At 61.4% G+C, this 18,388-nt stretch carries 17 protein-coding genes; 9 read left to right on the top strand and 8 right to left on the bottom strand.

All coding sequences use genetic code 11. The features are described 5' to 3' along the window. Positions 1-47 precede the first annotated feature (47 nt). From DBR24_RS13775 to DBR24_RS13760, 4 genes are read right to left on the bottom strand one after another with little or no spacing between them, the layout of a single operon-like run. Complete coding sequence (locus DBR24_RS13775) at positions 48-761, bottom strand: PA5502 family lipoprotein (RefSeq protein ID WP_128615036.1); 714 nt, start codon at positions 759-761, stop codon at positions 48-50. Positions 762-798: 37 nt separating this feature from the next. Beyond that, positions 799-1,587, bottom strand: a complete 789-nt coding sequence (gene znuB, locus DBR24_RS13770) for a zinc ABC transporter permease subunit ZnuB (RefSeq protein ID WP_128615035.1) — start codon at positions 1,585-1,587, stop codon at positions 799-801. Beyond that, positions 1,580-2,365: a zinc ABC transporter ATP-binding protein ZnuC gene (gene znuC, locus DBR24_RS13765; protein ID WP_123470203.1), complete on the bottom strand. Its 786-nt coding sequence runs from the start codon at positions 2,363-2,365 to the stop codon at positions 1,580-1,582. Before znuC ends, znuB begins: the two co-directional genes overlap by 8 nt. After that, positions 2,365-2,847 carry a Fur family transcriptional regulator gene (locus DBR24_RS13760; protein ID WP_123470201.1) on the bottom strand — a complete coding sequence of 161 codons (483 nt, stop codon included), beginning with the start codon at positions 2,845-2,847 and terminating at the stop codon, positions 2,365-2,367. The genes znuC and DBR24_RS13760 overlap by 1 nt, the downstream gene beginning before the upstream one ends. A 66-nt stretch (positions 2,848-2,913) precedes the next feature. Between DBR24_RS13760 and DBR24_RS13755 the strand changes: the two genes are divergently transcribed. Further along, positions 2,914-3,834: a zinc ABC transporter substrate-binding protein gene (locus tag DBR24_RS13755; RefSeq protein ID WP_128615034.1), complete on the top strand. Its 921-nt coding sequence runs from the start codon at positions 2,914-2,916 to the stop codon at positions 3,832-3,834. 90 nt (positions 3,835-3,924) lie between these two features. Here the strand turns inward: DBR24_RS13755 and DBR24_RS13750 are convergent, their stop codons facing one another. Together DBR24_RS13750 and DBR24_RS13745 are read right to left on the bottom strand one after the other, a co-directional pair. Continuing rightward, a complete protein-coding gene (locus tag DBR24_RS13750; protein ID WP_123470199.1) occupies positions 3,925-4,878 on the bottom strand; it encodes a homoserine kinase in 954 nt (317 codons plus the stop codon). A gap of 60 nt (positions 4,879-4,938) precedes the next feature. Beyond that, positions 4,939-5,229, bottom strand: a complete 291-nt coding sequence (locus DBR24_RS13745) for a DUF2782 domain-containing protein (protein ID WP_123470197.1) — start codon at positions 5,227-5,229, stop codon at positions 4,939-4,941. Between the two features lie 74 nt (positions 5,230-5,303). Here DBR24_RS13745 and polA point away from each other — a divergent pair, with 74 nt between their 5' ends. Next, the gene (gene polA, locus DBR24_RS13740) at positions 5,304-8,108 is read left to right on the top strand and encodes a DNA polymerase I (protein WP_128615033.1); all 2,805 of its coding nucleotides are present in this window, start codon (positions 5,304-5,306) and stop codon (positions 8,106-8,108) included. A gap of 328 nt (positions 8,109-8,436) precedes the next feature. Here the strand turns inward: polA and yihA are convergent, their stop codons facing one another. Beyond that, the gene (gene yihA, locus DBR24_RS13735) at positions 8,437-9,078 is read right to left on the bottom strand and encodes a ribosome biogenesis GTP-binding protein YihA/YsxC (RefSeq protein WP_123470193.1); all 642 of its coding nucleotides are present in this window, start codon (positions 9,076-9,078) and stop codon (positions 8,437-8,439) included. 191 nt (positions 9,079-9,269) lie between these two features. On the opposite strand from yihA, the gene DBR24_RS13730 reads away from it, so the two are divergent. From DBR24_RS13730 to DBR24_RS13695, 7 genes are all read left to right on the top strand, one after another. Then, positions 9,270-9,575, top strand: a complete 306-nt coding sequence (locus DBR24_RS13730; RefSeq protein WP_123470191.1) for a cytochrome c5 family protein — start codon at positions 9,270-9,272, stop codon at positions 9,573-9,575. 32 nt (positions 9,576-9,607) lie between these two features. After that, positions 9,608-10,219, top strand: coding sequence for a cytochrome c (locus DBR24_RS13725; RefSeq protein ID WP_123470189.1), 612 nt, complete (start codon positions 9,608-9,610; stop codon positions 10,217-10,219). 200 nt (positions 10,220-10,419) lie between these two features. Next, on the top strand, positions 10,420-11,061 hold the full coding sequence (locus DBR24_RS13715) for a thiol:disulfide interchange protein DsbA/DsbL (RefSeq protein WP_123470185.1): 642 nt from the start codon (positions 10,420-10,422) through the stop codon (positions 11,059-11,061). Positions 11,062-11,075: 14 nt separating this feature from the next. Then, positions 11,076-11,954, top strand: coding sequence for an endonuclease/exonuclease/phosphatase family protein (locus tag DBR24_RS13710; protein ID WP_128615031.1), 879 nt, complete (start codon positions 11,076-11,078; stop codon positions 11,952-11,954). After that, positions 11,951-14,026, top strand: coding sequence for a GGDEF domain-containing protein (locus DBR24_RS13705; RefSeq protein WP_128615030.1), 2,076 nt, complete (start codon positions 11,951-11,953; stop codon positions 14,024-14,026). Before DBR24_RS13710 ends, DBR24_RS13705 begins: the two co-directional genes overlap by 4 nt. A 101-nt stretch (positions 14,027-14,127) precedes the next feature. Beyond that, entirely contained in the window at positions 14,128-14,910 is a 783-nt protein-coding gene (locus tag DBR24_RS13700) for an N-acetylmuramoyl-L-alanine amidase (protein ID WP_128615029.1), read from the top strand. Between the two features lie 76 nt (positions 14,911-14,986). Continuing rightward, positions 14,987-16,600 (top strand): EAL domain-containing protein, encoded by a 1,614-nt coding sequence (locus DBR24_RS13695; RefSeq protein ID WP_177490545.1) that lies wholly within the window; start codon positions 14,987-14,989, stop codon positions 16,598-16,600. Here DBR24_RS13695 and DBR24_RS13690 read toward each other — a convergent pair. Then, entirely contained in the window at positions 16,597-18,381 is a 1,785-nt protein-coding gene (locus tag DBR24_RS13690; protein WP_128615028.1) for an ATP-binding protein, read from the bottom strand. The genes DBR24_RS13695 and DBR24_RS13690 overlap by 4 nt on opposite strands. Positions 18,382-18,388: the final 7 nt, after the last annotated feature.

Here is an 18,388-nt window from a genome sequence, read left to right as displayed (position 1 = left end):
TGTCAGGCCCAAGATCAAATGTGGGAGCGAGCTTGCTCGCGAAGCTTTTAAGGTTTACGCGGACTCAAGACCATCTGCGCCGGTACTGTGCGCAGAGTTTGCTTCACAATCTTCAGATCAAAATCCGGGTTCAACTTCTTCACCCGCTTGGTCAGCAGAGTCGCCAGCCACGGATAGTCATCGGTACGCGGCGCCTGAATGCTCACCGCACACTCGTAATTCACCACATCGGCGGCGATCGCATCCAGTTGCCGGCGAAGTTTGCGGCTATCGGTGATGTTCAGCGCCACCGTGGTGCTCTCGGCGGTCGGGTCGATCACCTTGGCTTTCGGTTTGGCTTCGGCAGCCAGCAGTGCGGCTTCAGCTTTTTCCAGCTCGGCTTTGCGGGCTTCGGTGATGGCGCCGTTGACGCCACCGGTCAGCGCCGGAGCCTTGGGCATCAGGGCGCGGGCACGGCTCAGCGCAGTGGCAGCGGCATTCACGTCGCCTTTCTGCAACACGATCTGACTACGGCGCAGATAGGCTTCGGCCAACTGCCGCTGGTATTGCTCAAGGGACTGATCGTTGGGGCTCTGTGCCTGCAAGGCGGCCAATTGGTCTTCGGCGGTGGCCAGTTCGCTGCTGGCCAGGCTTTGCTCCAGCTGTGCGATGGCCGTGGCCCGCGCGTCGGGGACTTCAGCCACCGGCGGCGTGCTTTGGCAGGCGCCCAGCAGCACGGAAAATGCGACAAGGAGCAGATAACGGGAGGCGAACGGCTTCATTCCTGCGACTCTCTAATTGCGCAAAAAGCGAGCAAGTCTACACCCCTCGACGGGGCAGAACAAAACTCAGCAGAAACAGTGCGGCCGCCGTCACAACGATTGACGGCCCGGCCGGGGTGTCCTTGAACCACGACAGTGCCAGCCCGCCACACACGGCGAGCATGCCCAGCAGGCTCGCGCCCAGCGCCATCTGCTCCGGTGAGCGGGCGTGACGTTGTGCCGCAGCGGCCGGGATGATCAGCAGCGAGGTGATCAGCAACACCCCGACGATTTTCATCGCCACCGCAATCACTACTGCGATCAACAGCATCAACGCCATACGCAGGCCCGCCACCGGCAGGCCTTCGACTTTGGCCAATTCTTCATGCACGGTGATCGCCAGCAATGGCCGCCACAGCGTCACCAGCAACACCAGCACCGCCGCGCTGCCGCCGAGGATCCACGCCAGATCGGTCGGACTGATCGCCAGCAGGTCACCGAACAGATAGGCCATCAGGTCGATCCGCACTTCATGCATGAAGCTTAGTACCACCAGGCCGAGAGAGAGCGTACTCGGCGCGAGAATTCCCAACAGCGTGTCGGACGCCAGCGGCTGGCGCTGTTGCAAGGTCACCAGCAAAACCGCCAACAACAGGCAACCGACCGTCACCGCCACCGCCGGGCTGACATCCAGAAGAAAGCCGAGCGCCACACCGAGCAGTGCGGCGTGGGACAAGGTGTCGCCGAAATACGCCATGCGCCGCCAGACCACGAACGAGCCAAGCGGACCCGCGACCAGCGCCAGCGCCAGACCTGCAAGCAGGGCATACAACAGAAAATCAGCCATGCTTGCAGTGGTCTCCGTGAACGTGGGTATGGCCCGCATCGGGCGCCTTGACCACCGAACCGTGCAGGTCGTGGGCGTGGTCGTGATGGTGGTGATAGATCGCCAGGCTCGGCGCATTCTTGCCGAACAGCTCGACGAACGCCGGATCGCCGCTGACCTGCTCGGGATGCCCGGAGCAGCAGACATGACGGTTAAGGCAGACCACCTGGTCGGTGGTGCTCATGACCAGATGCAAATCGTGGGACACCATCAATACGCCGCAGCCGTGACGGTCGCGCAGCCGGGTAATCAGGCTGTACAGCTCGGCTTGGCCGGCAACATCGACGCCTTGCACCGGCTCATCGAGCACCAGCAACTCCGGCTCGCGCAGCAGCGCCCGAGCCAACAGCACGCGCTGCATTTCACCGCCGGAGACGCTTTGCACCGGACTGTCGATGACGTGTTCGGCACCGACTTCCTTGAGCGCCGCCAATGCACGCGGACGGTCTACGCCGGGCACCAGGCGCAGGAAGCGCAGCACCGAGAGCGGCAAGGTCGGATCGACGTGCAGTTTCTGCGGCATGTAGCCAACGCGCAGTTTCGGCTTGCGCCAGACGCTGCCACTGTCCGGTTTCAGCAGGCCGAGCACGGCGCGCACCAGGGTGGTCTTGCCTGCACCGTTGGGGCCGATCAGGGTGACGATCTGCCCCGGTTCGACGCTCAGTTCGATATTGTCCAGCACCGTCTGCCCGGCAAACGTGACGGCGACGTGCTGAAGACGGATCAACGGGTTGCTCATCAAGCCCCCTGGCAACCGGAGCACAGGCCGACCACTTCGACGGTCTGGGTTTCGACGATGAAACCGACATCCCTGGCGCTGTTGATGATCGCGTCGCTGATCACTTTTTGTTCAAGCTCGATCGCCGCGTGGCAGTCGCGGCAGATCAGGAACTGGCCCTGATGCGCGTGCTCGGGATGCACGCAACCGACGAAGGCGTTAAGCGAAGAGATACGGTGCACCAGGCCGTTTTCCAAAAGGAAATCCAGCGCGCGGTACACGGTCGGCGGTGCGGCGCGACGACCGTCCTGCTCGCTCAACACCGCGAGAATGTCGTAGGCGCCCAGCGGCTTGTGGCTCTGCCAGACCAGTTCCAGCACCCGCCGGCGCAATGCAGTCAGGCGCAGGCCTTTCTGGGCGCACAAGGCATCGGCCTCGGTCAGTGCGCTGTGCACGCAATGAGAGTGGTCGTGGGGACGGCTGGCAATCGGTGTAATAGGCATGGGCGGCGACGAGTTTTGATAGAGACGTTATTATGTTACCCGTTCTCGCCTCCTTGAGTGGTCATCGTGTCCCGACTTTTTTCTGTTTTTGTGGCGTTTGTCGCCAGTTTTCTGCTGATCGGTTCGGCTCAGGCCGAGGTCAAGGTCCTCACCAGCATCAAACCGTTGCAACTGATTGCTGCGGCAGTGCAGGACGGTGTGGCCATCCCGGAGGTGCTGCTGCCGCCGGGTGCTTCGCCGCATAACTACGCGCTGCGCCCGTCCGACGTGCGCAAGGTGCAATCAGTCGATCTGCTGTACTGGATCGGCCCGGACATGGAAGGTTTCCTGCCACGTGTACTGAACGGGCGGACCCTGCCGAGCGTAGCGGTGCAAGACCTGCCGGGCATGAAACTGCGTCGTTTCGCCGAGGACAGCCACTCCCACGCCGAAGACGCCGACGAGCATGATCACGATCACCGCCCGGGCACGCTGGACGCGCATTTGTGGTTAGCGCCGGTCAACGCGCGGGTCATTGCCGAGAAAATGGCCGCTGACTTGAGCGCTGCCGATCCGGCCAACGCCGAACGCTATCAGAGCAACGCCAAGGCGTTTGATGAGCGTCTGGATGCATTGGATCAGCGTTTGAAGAAGCGTCTGGCCAGCGTTGAAGGCAAGCCGTACTTCGTCTTTCACGAGGCGTTTGATTACTTTGAAGAGGCTTATGGCCTGAAGCATGCCGGTGTGTTCAGCGTAGCCGCCGAAGTGCAGCCCGGTGCGCAGCATGTTGCGGCGATGCGCAAGCGCTTGCAGGAAGTGGGCAAGACTTGTGTGTTCAGTGAGCCGCCATTGCGTCCGCGTCTGGCCGAGACTTTGGTGGCCGGCCTGCCAGTGAAACTTGCTGAGCTGGATGCGCTGGGCGGATACACCCCGGCGACGGCTCAGGGCTATGAGCAAGTGCTGGAGAAGCTGGGCAATGATCTGGCAGGGTGCCTGGAATCGCTGTAACCCCGGCATCGGTATTGCCACCATTCGCGAGCAGGCTCGCTCCCACAGGATCGCCGAAACCCTGTGGGAGCGAGCCTGCTCGCGAAGCTTTTAAAGGGCAAAAGGCAACGGTGTATTGACCTGCTGCCGCTGCGCCAAACGCTGCTCGAACTCCTTGGGATCGTGAATCAGCACGTCCTGCCCGGCAAACTGCTCCGCCGCGATCAATCGCGACAGCCAGAACCGCACACACGCCACGCGCAGCAGGGTCGGCCACAACTCAGCTTCCGCCGCCGTGAATGGTCGCAACGCGGCATAAGCGCCAAGAAATGCCCGAGCTCGCGGGCCATCGATCAGGCCGTCCTCGTCCGAACACCAGTCATTCAAGGCAATCGCCACGTCGTACAGCATGGGCCCCGAGCAGGCGTTGTAGAAGTCGATCAGCCCGGTCAGGTGCGTGCCTTCGAACATCGCGTTATCGCGGAACAGGTCGGCGTGAATATTCGCCCGAGGCAAGGCGAGAATCCGCTCTTTCTGCACGGTGATTTCATCCAGCGCCTTGTGCAGTAGCGCACGCGGCGCATCGCTCAGGTGCGAGAGAAATTCGGTGCCCTCCTCCAGCATCCAGTCCAGGCCACGATCGGTCTTGCGCTTGATCATGCGCTCGCCCTGGGTCGCCAGGTGCAGATGTGCCTGCAACTCGCCGACTTGCGCGCAATGCTGCGCGTTGGCGACCTTGATGTGCTTGCCCGACAGACGTGGCTGCAACAGCGCCGGCTTGCCCTTCAGCTCACGCAGCGCCACGCCGTCGGTGGTGCGCAGTGCGTAAGGCACCGGCAGATCGGCCTCGTGCAGGACGTCGAGCAAGTCGATGAAGAACGGCATTTCCTGCACCGGGCCACGCTCGACCAGGGTCAGGACGAACTCGCCCTGCTCCAGGCTGATAAAGAAATTGGTGTTTTCACTGCCGGCGGCAATCCCCTGGAAATCAAGCAGACGGCCAAGCCCGTAAGGGGCGAGAAAGGTTTCCAGCTCGGGCCGAGCCAGGGGGGTGAACACAGACATGGTTAAAAACTGCTCAGTTCGGGCGCCGCCAGCACAGCGGCGCCGATTAAAGTTAAGAGACTACTTCCATTCGAAAATCTTCCACGACGGAATCAGCATATCCGGCTGATCCGAGCGGATGAAGTTTGCATCGGTACCGTCCGCACGCACCAGAAAATAGGGCGGGAATCCTTTCTTGGTGACCTTGATCGCATACAGGAAACCGTTCTGACGGTACTCCTGGATGGTCTTGTCACCCTCGGTACGGATGGTGACTTCCGGGTCCGCTGACGGCGCATCATCCGCCGCGATCGCAACCAGCGGTGAGACAGCAATCAAACTGACCAGCAGCAAGCGATTTAACGTACGCATGATAACCTTGTCCCTTTGTCGTCAACGGTCCCGCTATTCTAGCGCCGGGCCCGCCGAAAAGGTTGATTCTGCTCATGAGCCAAGCCCCCCTCGTCCTGGTGGACGGTTCGTCTTACCTGTACCGTGCTTTCCACGCACTGCCACCGCTGACCACCTCCAAAGGCCTGCCGACCGGCGCGGTCAAAGGTGTGCTGAACATGCTCAAGAGTCTGCGCAAGCAGTACCCGGACAGCCCGTTCGCCGTGGTCTTCGACGCCAAGGGCGGGACGTTTCGCGATGAGATGTACGCCGAATACAAAGCCAACCGCCCAAGCATGCCCGACGACATGCGCGTGCAGATCGAGCCGCTGCACCAGAGCGTGATCGCCCTCGGCTTCCCGCTGCTGTGCGTGGAAGGCGTCGAGGCTGACGACGTGATCGGCACCCTCGCCCGCAGCAGTGCGGCGGCGGATCGCCCGGTGATCATCTCCACCGGCGACAAGGACATGGCGCAACTGGTCGACGGCCACATTACCTTGGTCAACACCATGTCCGGTAGCTCGATGGACGTAGAGGGCGTGAAGGAGAAATTCGGCGTCGCTCCGGAGCAGATCATCGATTATCTGGCACTGATGGGCGATTCTTCCGACAACATCCCCGGCGTTCCCGGCATCGGCCCGAAGACTGCGTCCGGCCTGCTGGTGGGCGTCAACGGCGGCCTGACCGAGCTCTACGCAAACCTCGACATCGTCCCGACCCTGCCGATTCGCGGGGCCAAGACCCTGCCGGCCAAGCTCGAAGAGCACAAGGAGATGGCGTTTCTCTCCTATCAACTGGCGACCATCAAGGTCGATGTGCCGCTGGACGTTGAACTCGATGATTTGCAGATGGGCGCCGAAGACCCGGCCAAGCTCTACGAGCTGTACTCGCTGCTGGAATTCAAAAGCTGGATCAATGATCTGGATCGCGACGCCAAGCGTCAGGAACTGAGCGCTGCTGCCGAGCCTGCACCGGCTGGCGATCTGTTCAGCGCGCCAGCGGAAGAAGCGCCTGTCGCTCCCGTCGAAGCTGCCTACGAAACCATCCTCGATCAGGCGCGTTTCGACGTCTGGCTGGAAAAACTGAACAACGCCAGGCTGTTCGCCTTCGACACCGAAACCACCGGCATCGACGCGCAACAGGCGCAACTGGTCGGCCTGTCGTTCGCCGTGCAGGCCAACGAAGCGGCGTACATCCCGCTGACCCACTCCTACATCGGTGTACCGGAGCAACTGGATCGCGACACCGTGCTGCGCGCGCTCAAGCCGATTCTGGAAGACCCGAACAAGCTCAAGGTCGGCCAACACGCCAAGTTCGACATGAACATCCTGGCCAACTGCGCCATCGGCGGCGATCAGAGCCAGGGCATCCACGTGCGCGGGATTGCCTTCGACACCATGCTTGAGTCCTACGTGCTCAACTCCACCGCCACCCGCCACGACATGGACAGCCTTGCGCAGAAGTACCTGGACCACACCACCGTGAGCTTCCAGGACATCGCCGGCAAAGGCGCCAAGCAACTGACCTTCGACCAGATCGCCCTGGAACAGGCCGGGCCGTATGCCGCCGAAGACGCCGACATCACCTTGCGGCTGCACCAGACCCTGTTCGAAAAACTCAGCGCGATCCCGAGCCTGGCCAGCGTGCTGACCGACATCGAGATGCCACTGGTGCCAGTGCTGGCGCGCATCGAACGCCAGGGCGCGTTTGTCGACGCCGAGCTGCTCGGTATCCAGAGCATCGAACTGGGCAACAAGATGGTCGCGCTGGAGCGCGAAGCGTTCGAGATCGCCGGCGAAGAATTCAACCTCGGCTCGCCGAAGCAGCTGGGCGTGATCCTTTACGAAAAACTCGGCCTGCCGGTGCTGAAAAAAACCGCCAAGGGCCAGCCGTCCACCGCCGAGGAAGTACTGGCGAAACTTGCCGAGGACGATCACCGCTTGCCGAAGGTGCTGATGGAGCACCGCTCGATGAGCAAGCTGAAAAGCACCTACACCGATCGTCTGCCGGAGCAGATCAACCCGCGCACCGGGCGCATCCACACCTCGTACCATCAGGCCGTGGCTTCCACCGGCCGCTTGTCCTCCAGCGATCCGAACCTGCAGAACATTCCGGTGCGTACCGCAGAAGGCCGGCGCATCCGCCAGGCTTTCGTGGCGCCAAAAGGATACAAACTGCTGGCGGCGGACTACTCGCAGATCGAACTGCGGATCATGGCGCACCTGTCCAAAGACGAAGGCCTGATGAACGCCTTCCGCAACAACCTCGACGTGCACACCGCTACCGCTGCCGAAGTGTTCAAGGTCGAACTCAATGAAGTGACCTCCGACCAGCGCCGTGGCGCCAAGGCGATCAACTTCGGTTTGATCTATGGCATGGGCGCGCAGAAGCTCGGCAAGGACATTGGCGTCGACACCAAGACCGCCAAGGCCTACATCGACACCTACTTTGCGCGCTATCCCGGCGTTCGCGAGTACATGGATCGCACCCGCGCCCAGGCCGCGGATCAGGGGTATGTCGAGACGTTCTTCGGTCGTCGGCTGTACCTGCCGGAGATCAACTCGAACAAGCCGCAGGAACGCGCAGCCGCCGAACGCACGGCGATCAACGCGCCGATGCAGGGCACGGCCGCCGACATCATCAAGAAAGCCATGGTCGCGGTGGATAACTGGCTGGCGACGTCCGGACTGGACGCGAAGGTCATCCTGCAAGTGCACGACGAACTGGTGCTGGAGGTGCGTGAGGATCTGGTCGAGCAGGTCAGCGCGGAGATTCGCGTGCACATGAGCGAGGCGGCGAAACTGGATGTGCCGCTGCTGGTCGAAGTGGGTGTGGGCAACAATTGGGATGAGGCTCACTAAGCCATTTACCGACGGTTTGCCGCGACACGACGTGGCGGCAAACCCGGCAAGTCCTGCTTATTTCGAAAAGCACTTGGGATTATTCCAAAGCTTTTCAAAAAAAATCTGAACTAATCTTGCAGCACACTACTCAGAGTTACTGAATGGCTGGTGAAGCCCTTCGATGCTCCTATGTTGTGTTAAGTGTTGGCAGATATCTGAACCCCGCCCTAGCGGTTCGGAACTTAAACCCCGGAATTTCTCCCTCCCCAATGAAATCCGGGGCTTTTTTTGCCCGAAAATCGGCTGCGGCACGCGCAGGCACCACAGCCAATTTTCCAATCCCTGTTTACTCAGCCGCCTCGGCGCCTTTGTCTGCCAATTCCATCCAGCCCGCCAGAACAGTGTAGGCCTCTTCCAGGCCCATGCGTTTTGGCGCCGAGAACAGCTGGATCGTCACCAGATCGCCCCAACCCTTGCGAATTTCCGACTGCACCTTGAGCAGGGTGTTCTTGGCTGCGCCGTAGGTCAGCTTGTCGGCCTTGGTCAGCAGAATGTGCATCGGCATGCCGGCGGCAACGGCCCAATCGAGCATCAGCAGGTCGAAGTCGGTCATTGGATGACGGATGTCCATCATCAGAATCAAACCTTTCAAACTCTCCCGGCCACCGAGATAAGCCTCGAGGTGACGCTGCCAGTGTTGCTTGAGCGGGATCGGTACTTTTGCATAACCGTAGCCCGGCAGGTCGACCAGACGCCGATCATCGTCTAGCTTGAAGAAGTTCAACAGCTGTGTGCGCCCCGGGGTTTTCGAGGTGCGCGCCAGGCTGGCGTGAGTCAAAGTGTTCAGGGCGCTGGATTTGCCGGCGTTGGAGCGACCGGCGAAAGCCACTTCAAAGCCTTCGTCGTCCGGGCACTGGTCGACTTTGGCGGCACTGAGCATGAACGTGGACTGTTGGCACAGGCCGAGGATGGGATTCTTGAGTTGCATGGGATTTCCGATGTGGGCGGCGCCGGGATTGGGCGCGGAACGCGGTGTCGCTTCCGTTTCAGTGACGCCAGTATATAATGCCGCAGATTTTGTGTGTGCTTTGTCCCAGCGAAGGATGAAGTTCACGAGAGCGACAGACCTTGATTGCGCATTAGAACGCAGAACGCTCTCAACCCTGAAAAGGTCGTTTTATGACGAAATGGCTGCTGGCTGCCGGAGTCTTGATGCCGCTTTACAGCGCACAGGCTACACAGGATCCGGAAGCAGTGTACAACCGTGTTTGTGGTGCCTGTCATTCCGGCCAACTACCCATGGCGCCCGCAAGAGGCGATCAGGATGCTTGGACGCCGAGGTTGGCGAAAGGTATGGGGACGCTGGTGCAACACGTGACCCAGGGTTTCAAGGCGATGCCGCCGCGTGGTTTGTGCATGGACTGCAGTGCCGAGGATTACCAGGCCATCATCCTCTGGATGAGCGAGAGTAAACCCGGTCCATAACTCTTAACCCTTAGCCGTAGTTGGATTAGCTGATGAACAAATTGATCGTGAGTCTGCTGTTGACCGTGGGAATCTCCGGTATGGCCCATGCTGCGGGCGATGCCGCAGCAGGACAGGCGAAAGCCGCCGTATGTGGAGCCTGCCATGGCCCGGACGGGAACAGCATGGCGCCAAACTTTCCGAAACTGGCCGGCCAGGGTGAACGCTACCTGACCAAACAACTGCACGACATCAAGTCGGGCAAGCGTCAGGTTCTGGAAATGACCGGCCTGCTGACCAACCTGAACGACCAGGACCTGGCCGACATCGCGGCCTACTTCGCCAGCCAGAAAGGCAGCGTCGGCGCCGCCGATCCGAAGATCGTCGCGCGCGGTGAAGCCCTGTTCCGTGGCGGCAACCTGGAAAAAGGCCTGCCAGCCTGCACCGGCTGCCACTCGCCGAACGGCACCGGCAACGCGGCCGCCGGCTTCCCGCACCTGGGTGGCCAGCACGCTCAATACATCGCCAAGCAACTGACCGACTTCCGCAAGGAAGAAGGCGGTCGGGCCAACGACGGCGACGCCATGACCATGCGCACCATCGCCCGCAAACTGAGCGATGAAGACATCGCCGCAGTCGCCAGCTACATTCAGGGCCTGCACTAAGGGCCTCAAATCGAGCGTTGGCCGGGGCGGAGATCTCCTGCAACGTTAACGCTCGATTAATCCGGCGCAGCAAGTATAAAAAGGGTGGCTTTGGCCGCCCTTTTTTGTGGCCGCTGCCGTTACACTACAGAACTCATGCCCGCCAGGATCTGTCTGAAAACAGGTCGCGCGAGGCGACCAAAATTGTCCAGGAGTAAAGCATGCGTAATCTGATCATCAGCGCCGCTCTCGTCGCTGCCAGCCTGTTTGGCGTGACCGCCCAGGCCGCCGAAGCCCCTGCCGCCCCTTACGTGGAACTGGCCAACCCGGTGCCGGTTGCAGAGCCTGGCAAGATCGAAGTGGTCGAGCTGTTCTGGTACGGCTGCCCACACTGCTACGCGTTTGAACCGGTGATCAACCCGTGGGTTGAAAAACTGCCGTCCGACGTCAACTTCGTACGTATTCCAGCCATGTTCGGCGGCCCTTGGGACGCGCACGGCCAGATGTTCCTGACCCTCGAGGCCATGGGTGTCGAGCACAAGGTTCACGCGGCGGTTTTCAATGCCATCCAGAAAGAACACAAGAAACTGACCGACAAGAACGACATGGCTGACTTCCTCGCCACTCAAGGCGTGGACAAGGACAAGTTCCTCGCCACCTTCGACTCGTTCGCCATCAAGGGTCAGATCGTGAAAGCCCGTGAACTGGCCAAGAAATATGAAATCACTGGCGTGCCAACCATGATCGTCAACGGCAAATACCGTTTCGACATCGGCTCTGCCGGCGGCGCCGAACAAGCGCTGAAACTGGCTGATCAACTGGTCGCCAAAGAGCGAGCGGCAACCAAGGCTGCTGCCAACTAAGCGCGGCCATCGCCATGCGCCGCTGGAAGACCGAACGCATCGTTGGCCTGCATGACCCGCAGGTCAACGAGCATCACCTGGCATCCACGGGCCTGCCCGCAGACCAGCGCCTGCGCTTGCTCAGTTTCAACATCCAGGTCGGCATCAGCACCGAGCGTTATCGGCATTACCTGACCCGCAGCTGGCAGCACCTGCTGCCGCACACCGGGCGCTCGGGCAATCTGCAGAAGATCGGTGACCTGCTGGGCGATTTCGACCTGGTCGCCCTGCAGGAAGCCGACGGCGGCAGCCTGCGGTCTGGCTACGTCAATCAGGTCGAACACCTGGCGCACCTCGGCGCCTTCCCCTACTGGTATCAACAACTCAATCGCAACCTCGGCCGACTGGCCCAGCACAGCAATGGCGTGCTCAGTCGACTGAAGCCGTGGGCGATCGAAGACCATCCGCTGCCCGGACCGAAAGGTCGCGGCGCGATCCTGCTGCGTTTCGGCGAAGGCCCGGAAGCGCTGGTGGTGGTGATGATGCACCTGGCCCTCGGCGCGCGGGTGCGCAGCCTGCAACTGGCCTATATTCGTGATCTGATCGGTGGCTACAAACATCAAGTATTGATGGGTGACATGAACACCCATGCCAGCGATCTGCTACAACATTCACCGCTACGCGATCTCGGCCTGCTGGCCCCGCAGCTGGAAGCCACCTTCCCCAGCTGGCGCCCGCAGCGTTGCCTTGATCATATTTTGCTCAGCCCGACCCTGACCCTGGAAAAGGTCGAAGTGCTGGCCCAACCCATTTCCGATCACCTGCCGGTCGCGGTAGAGATTCGTCTGCCGGGTTCGCTCACGGCCGATGCATTGCCCGCGTTGAGTCCTGCCCCTCGCGGAACCCCTGAATGAGCGACGAAGCCCAGCGCTGGAAAGAGAAGTACCTCAAAAGCATCGAACAACAGGACAAACTCGAAAGACGCTGGGCCGCCCGGCTCGACTTGCTGCGTCGCGGTCTGGTGCGCAGCACGCTGGCAGCCGAAGGCACCGACAAAGTCGTTGATCAGTGCATGAAAGAGATGCGCGAAGTGGTCCGCACCGACGACATGGATGCCGGCCTTGCCGCCCTGTTGCCGCGCCTGGAAAAGGCCGTGCTCGATTCCGAGCAGCGCCGGGAAACCCGCATCGATCAGGTCAGCACCGCCCTCACCGCTCTGGTGACCCAATTGCAGTCTTTGCCGTTGCCACGGGAAGTCGCGCAGCCACTGAAGAAATTCGCCAAACAACTGGACAGTCGTGTCGGCCAGGCGCGAGAGATGCCGCTGCTGCTGAGCGAGCTGAGCGGTTTGCAGGGCAAGGCGCTGAGTCAGCTCGAGAACCCGGCCGAGCCCGGGCGCCCGGGATTGTTTCAGCGTCTGTTCGGCAGCCGCGACAGCGAAGAGCCGCCAGCACCAAGCGCAGAAGCCACTGCGCCGGTTCAGACGGCGCCTGCGGTGCAAGTACCCATCACCCCAGAACTCCCACCGGAACCGGTGCAAGCCGAACCCGTTGCAGTCAGTGAGCCGGCAATCAGTGCCCCCGCGCTCGCCGCGCCAATGTCTGCGTCAGAGGCGGACACGCCCGCACCGCAACCCCGGCAGGAGCCCGAAGTGGTTGCCTTTGTGCCGCCCACTGTCGCCGTTGAAGAAGCGCCTGCTGCGGTCAAGGTCGAGCCCGCAGCGTCCGGACCCGAAGTGCTGGTCGCGCCAGTCCCGGCCGCGACGTCGATCACCCCGATCACCTGCAACCCCGACGAACTGATCCATCCTGGCGATCCGGCACCGCTGAGCCTCGACAGCCTGCCCCTGCCCGAGCCCATCGCTCAAGCCCTGGCCGCCATTGACCCGGAACAATCCGAACACGACATTCTCTTCGCCCTGCCGGATTCTCCGGAGCCGTCCTACAGCTCCGTGGCCAGGCACATCGAAGAAACCCTGATCGGTCTGCTCGACGACCTGACCTTGCCCGAACGCCACCGGCCGCAAGCCGAAGCCATGCGCGAGCGGCTCAAACACGGGTTGAACTGGTACGAACTGATCCCGATCCTCGACGATCTGGCCACCTTGATGCTGGCAATCACCGACAGTGGCCAGCACGAATTCGAAGCCTATCTGCAGCAACTCAATGAACGCCTCGAAGCGTTCCAGAGCAACTTGCAGGCGGCCAGCGAAGGGCATGCCGACAACAGCTCCGCAGCGCGGGCCATGGACACGCAGATCCGCGAACAGGTCGACGGCTTGCAGACCAGTGTGCAGGAAGCGGCGGATCTGGATGACCTCAAGCAAGTGCTGGAGAACCATCTCGAAGGCCTGCTTGGCACGATGGATCAGCACCAGAAGCAGCGCGATGCTCGCGAGCAGGAAGTCGCGGCGCGCCTCAAAGGCCTTTCCGAACGCGTGGCGCACATGGAGCAGGAGGCCCAGGGTTTCCGTGAACACCTTGAGGAACAGCGCCAGAAAGCCCTGATCGACCCGCTCACCGGCCTGCCTAACCGCGCAGCCTGGAGCGAACGCCTCGAGCATGAGATCAAGCAGTGGCAGCAACATGGCAACACCTTGAGCCTGGCGATGCTCGACCTCGATCACTTCAAGCGGATCAACGACAACTACGGCCACCTCGCGGGCGACAAAGTGTTGAAGATCATCGCCACGGTGCTGCGCAAGCGCCTGCGTGGCCCCGACTTTATTGCCCGCTTCGGCGGCGAAGAGTTCGTCCTGCTGCTGCCGGCCACGCCGCCAGCGGTCGGCGCCAAGCTGCTGGAAAATCTGCGCGCGGCAATTGAAGCCTGCCCGTTCCACTTCAAGGGCGAGCGGGTAACCATCACGATCTCCATGGGGATGACCACGTTTCGCTCGGGCGAACACAGCGATCTGGTTCTGAAAAGAGCCGATCAGGCGCTATATCGGGCGAAAAACGCCGGGCGCAACCGAGTCGAGCTGGGCTAGGCAAATTGTTCCATATTGTTTAAATCCGCCCGCTGACAGTCGAGAGACAGGGCAGTACGTTACACTGTTGCATTATTGTCTTGTGTGTACTGCCCTCTGCCATGAAATTCTTTGCCCTCATTGCGTCGTTACTGTTTTTGGCCGGCTGTGCCAGTGGCCCGCGCTACGACACCCGCCATTCTTCGGCCAATCACGACAGCCGCATCCAGTTCGTGATCATCCATTACACCTCGACTTCGCTGGAGCGTTCGCTGCAACTGCTGACCCACGGTGAAGTCAGCAGCCATTACCTGATCGGCGACGACAAGGGCGGCACCATCTACAAGCTGATGGATGAAAACCTGCGCGCCTGGCACGCCGGGGAAAGCCAGTGGCAGGGGCGCACCTGGCTCAACTCCAGCTCGATCGGCATCGAAATCGTCAACCCGGGTTTCAAGGACACTCCGACCGGACGCCAGTGGTATCCGTACAGCGAAGCGCAGATTCAGTCGTTGATCGTCCTGCTCAAGGACATCAGCAAGCGCCACGGCATCAGTGCGCAACACATCATCGGCCACAGCGACATCGCCCCCCTGCGCAAGCTCGATCCCGGGCCGCTGTTCCCGTGGAAGCGCCTCGCCGCCGAAGGCTTGGGTAAATGGCCGAATGAGCAAGCGGTGGCGCGCCAGCAAGCGCTGTTCGACAGCCGTGAACTGCCGGGCATTAGCTGGTTCCAGGCGCAGTTGGCGCATCTGGGTTACGACACGCCGCAGACCGGTGAACTGGATGTCGCCACCCGCCATGTCCTCGCGGCATTCCAGATGCACTACCGCCCTTCTCGCTTCGACGGAACGCCCGATGCACAAACGGCTGCGCTGTTGCTGGTGCTGAACCAGACAAAATAATGACGCCCGCCCGACGGTCAGGGCGAAAACGCAATCAGCAGCTATAACTCATTGGTAATTCTTCGGATATTCCATGATGGCTGCTACCCGAGAGACGCTGCGTAGCTGGTTTTATCGCCCCTGGTTTTTGGCGACGATCGCGGCTGTCCTCAGTGCCAGCCTGTTGATCGCCGGCGGAATGTTCGTCGCCATGCATCAGATCAAGCAAAGCGAAAGCCAGGAAATGAATGCCCAGGGCGAACGCTTCCTTGCCCGCCTCGAACAATTGTTCGGCCAGTTGCGCGAAAGCCTTGACGACCTCCAAGCCCAGCCATTACGCAGCTGCGATGACGAAATGATCGCCACGCTGCAACAGGTGACCTTCAATTATCGCTTCGTCTACGAAGCCGCCTACATGGATGCCTCACGCATCTGCTCCAACCGTCCGCGCCAGGAAGGCCTGTCGGTGGTGCGGGCGCCGGACATCAAGGGCCCGACTTACAGCTATTGGCTGAACACCACCACCGAACCCGATGAAAACCGCGCCGCCCTGATGCTCGGGCGCGGTAATTTTCGCGTGGCCACGTCACGCGGACACCTGACCGACATGGTCGATCTGTCGCCCGGCAGCAGCCTGCTGGTGGTGCTCGACCATGGCAACCGGGCGATCCCGGTGCTCGGCGCGGCGCAGGCCTGGCCACCGAGCGAATCGTGGCCACCGAAGAGTCGCGAGGCCTTGCAGGTTACCCAGTCCCGGTTGATCTATCGCATGCCCACCAACAACCCGGAGTATCAACTGGTGTTGATCACGCCGAGAACCGCCATGCACATTCCTGCCATCTGGTGGTGGATGGTGCCGGCCTGCCTGCTGCTGGGCGCGTTCGTGGGGTTCTTCGTGTTTTTACTGGTGCGCCAGCGCCAGTCACTCGACGCCGAACTGCAAGGCGCCATCCGTCGTGGCGAGTTGCAGGTGCTGTACCAACCGATCTTCGACCTCGACAGCCGCAACTGCGTCGGCGCCGAAGCACTGTTGCGCTGGCGCCGTCCGGACGGCACGCTGACCAGCCCGGACCTGTTCATTCCTCTGGCGGAAAACACCGGGCAGATCCGCCAGATGACCGACTTTGTCCTGCAGCGCCTGCTGGAACAATTGGGCCCGATATTGCGGGCCAATCCGCAACTGTATATCTCGGTCAACCTCGCTGCCTGCGACGTGATGGTGCCGCGTATCGGCCAGGTCATGGCGCGGCTGCTGACCCTGCACCGGGTGGCAGCGCGGCAAATAGCTTTTGAAGTGACCGAACGCGGCCTGATTGATGTGGTGGTGGCGCGGGAAAACCTGCAAGCGCTGCGCGCTGTTGGTCATCAGGTGCTGATCGACGATTTCGGTACCGGCTATTGCAGCCTCGCCTACCTGCAAACCCTGCCGGTCGACTGCCTGAAAATCGACAAGGCGTTCATTGATGCGCTCGGTCACGATGCCGCCAGCAGTGGCGTCGCACCGCACATCATTCACATGGCGCAAGCGCTGGATCTGAAGGTGATTGCCGAAGGCATCGAGCTTGAATCGCAAGCGCAATTGCTCAGCAGTGAGGGCGTAAAGTTCGGTCAGGGCTGGCTGTTCGCCCATGCCTTGAGCGCAGTGCAGTTCATCGAACTGATCACCCGCGGACGCCGTCTCGCAGGTCGACGCCTGGACGACGAGGCCTAAACCGCCAGCGCCATGTAAAACTGCGTACCCTGCCCCGGTCTTGAGTAGACGCCCATGCGCCCGCCGTGCAACTGGACAATTTCCTTGCACAGCGCCAGGCCGAGCCCGGCTCCGCCCTTTTTGCGTCCAACCTGCACAAACGGTTCGAAGATTCGCCCTTGCTGACCGTAGGCAATGCCTTCGCCGTTGTCCTCGACGCTGATGATCACCCGCTCGCCATGTCGACGTGCCTGCAAGCGGATCTGACCGTCGCGGGCGGTATGACGCAAGGCGTTGTCGATCAGGTTATCGAGCACGCGGTCGAGCTGCGCCTGATCCGCCTGCAAGCGCGGCAGCGGGCTTTGCACTTCCACATTCAAGGCAATGCCCTTCTGCGCCGCCGACTCGGCGAAACGCAGCTGCGCCTGTTCCAGCAAGTCTTCGATGGAGCACGGCGCCAAAGTCAGCTTCTGCAAACCGTTCTGGTAGCGCGAGAAGTTGAGCAAGTCGTTGATCAACTGCATCAGGCGCTGCATCTCTTCGTTCACGGTATCGAGCAGATCGGCCTCACGCGATTCCGCCGGGAACTTCGCCCGCTCGCGGAACAGGCCGAAGGCCATGTGCATGCCGGTGACCGGCGTGCGCAACTCATGGGAGGCGCGCAAGACGAACTCGCTGCGCACCCGTTCGAAGGCGCGTTGCTCGGTAACGTCGTGCAAGACCATCACCGCACCGAGAATATGCCCCTGGGTGTGGCTGACCGGCGTCAGGCTGTAGGTCAGCAAACGGGATTCGCCATCGACTTCGATACTCAAGTCCTCCGGCGCACGCTCAAGGGTGCCGCCGCGCAGGACCAATTGCAGCTGTGCATCCAGCTCCGGCCGTTCAAGCGCCGAGCCCAGGCCCTGGCCGAGTCGATCATCGTCCCAGCCCAACTGCCGCTGAGCCACCGGGTTGAGGTGTTCCAGATGCCCCTCGCGGTCGATCATCAACAAGCCGTCGTCGATGCTGTCGAGCACCGCCTGCAGACGTTGCTGACCGGCCAGCAGTTCATCGACGTTGGTCGCCTGATGCTCACGCAGCGCTTCGGCCATCAGCCCGAAACGACGGGACAACAGGTTGACCTCCATCGCCGATGAGATTGGCAGGGTCACCTCGTAATTGCCCTGGCCAATGTTATCGGCCGCTTTGGCCAGCACCTCGATGGGCCCCCCTAAACGCCGGGCGATGCCATGCGCAGTGACGAAGCCGATGATCAACACCGCCAGCCCGACCAGCCCAAGCAGACCGGCAATCAGCAACGCCCGATTGCGTGCCTCTTGCTGGACGGCGTTGATGTTGTCGAGGGCCTGCTTGTGCTCGGCAATCAGCCCGTTGCGCAGAATGTTGAAACGCTCTCGGAAGTCGGCGTTGCCGCTCATCGCATTCGAGGGGTCGAGTGACTGCAGAAAATTCAGGTAGTCGGCCTTGGCCTGAGTGAAACCGTATTGCCGGCCATCACCCTCCCGCTCCCGCTCCCGGGCGATCCCCTCATCCAGCAACTGGAAGTAATACTGTTTGGAAGCTTCAAACGCCGCGGGGTCAGGCTTTTCGGCGAGCATGATGATCAGTTGATCGCCCAGCGTCTTGCGCAGCTTGAGGCCCAGATCCAGGGTGACGAAATTGTTGCGCACCAGCGTTTCCTGAGTACCGGCCATCTGCATCACGCTGACCAGCCCGAGCAACAACCCGAGCAGCGCCACGGTGATCAATGCGGAAATGCTCAGGAACAACCGCGTGCGCAACTTCATCGCCAGTTTCATCGTCGGG

This window comes from Pseudomonas sp. HMWF006, assembly GCF_003061205.1.
Lineage (GTDB): Bacteria > Pseudomonadota > Gammaproteobacteria > Pseudomonadales > Pseudomonadaceae > Aquipseudomonas > Aquipseudomonas monsensis.
The sequence above is the reverse complement of the archived record's forward strand: the minus strand, read 5'-3'. Positions and strand labels throughout refer to the sequence as shown.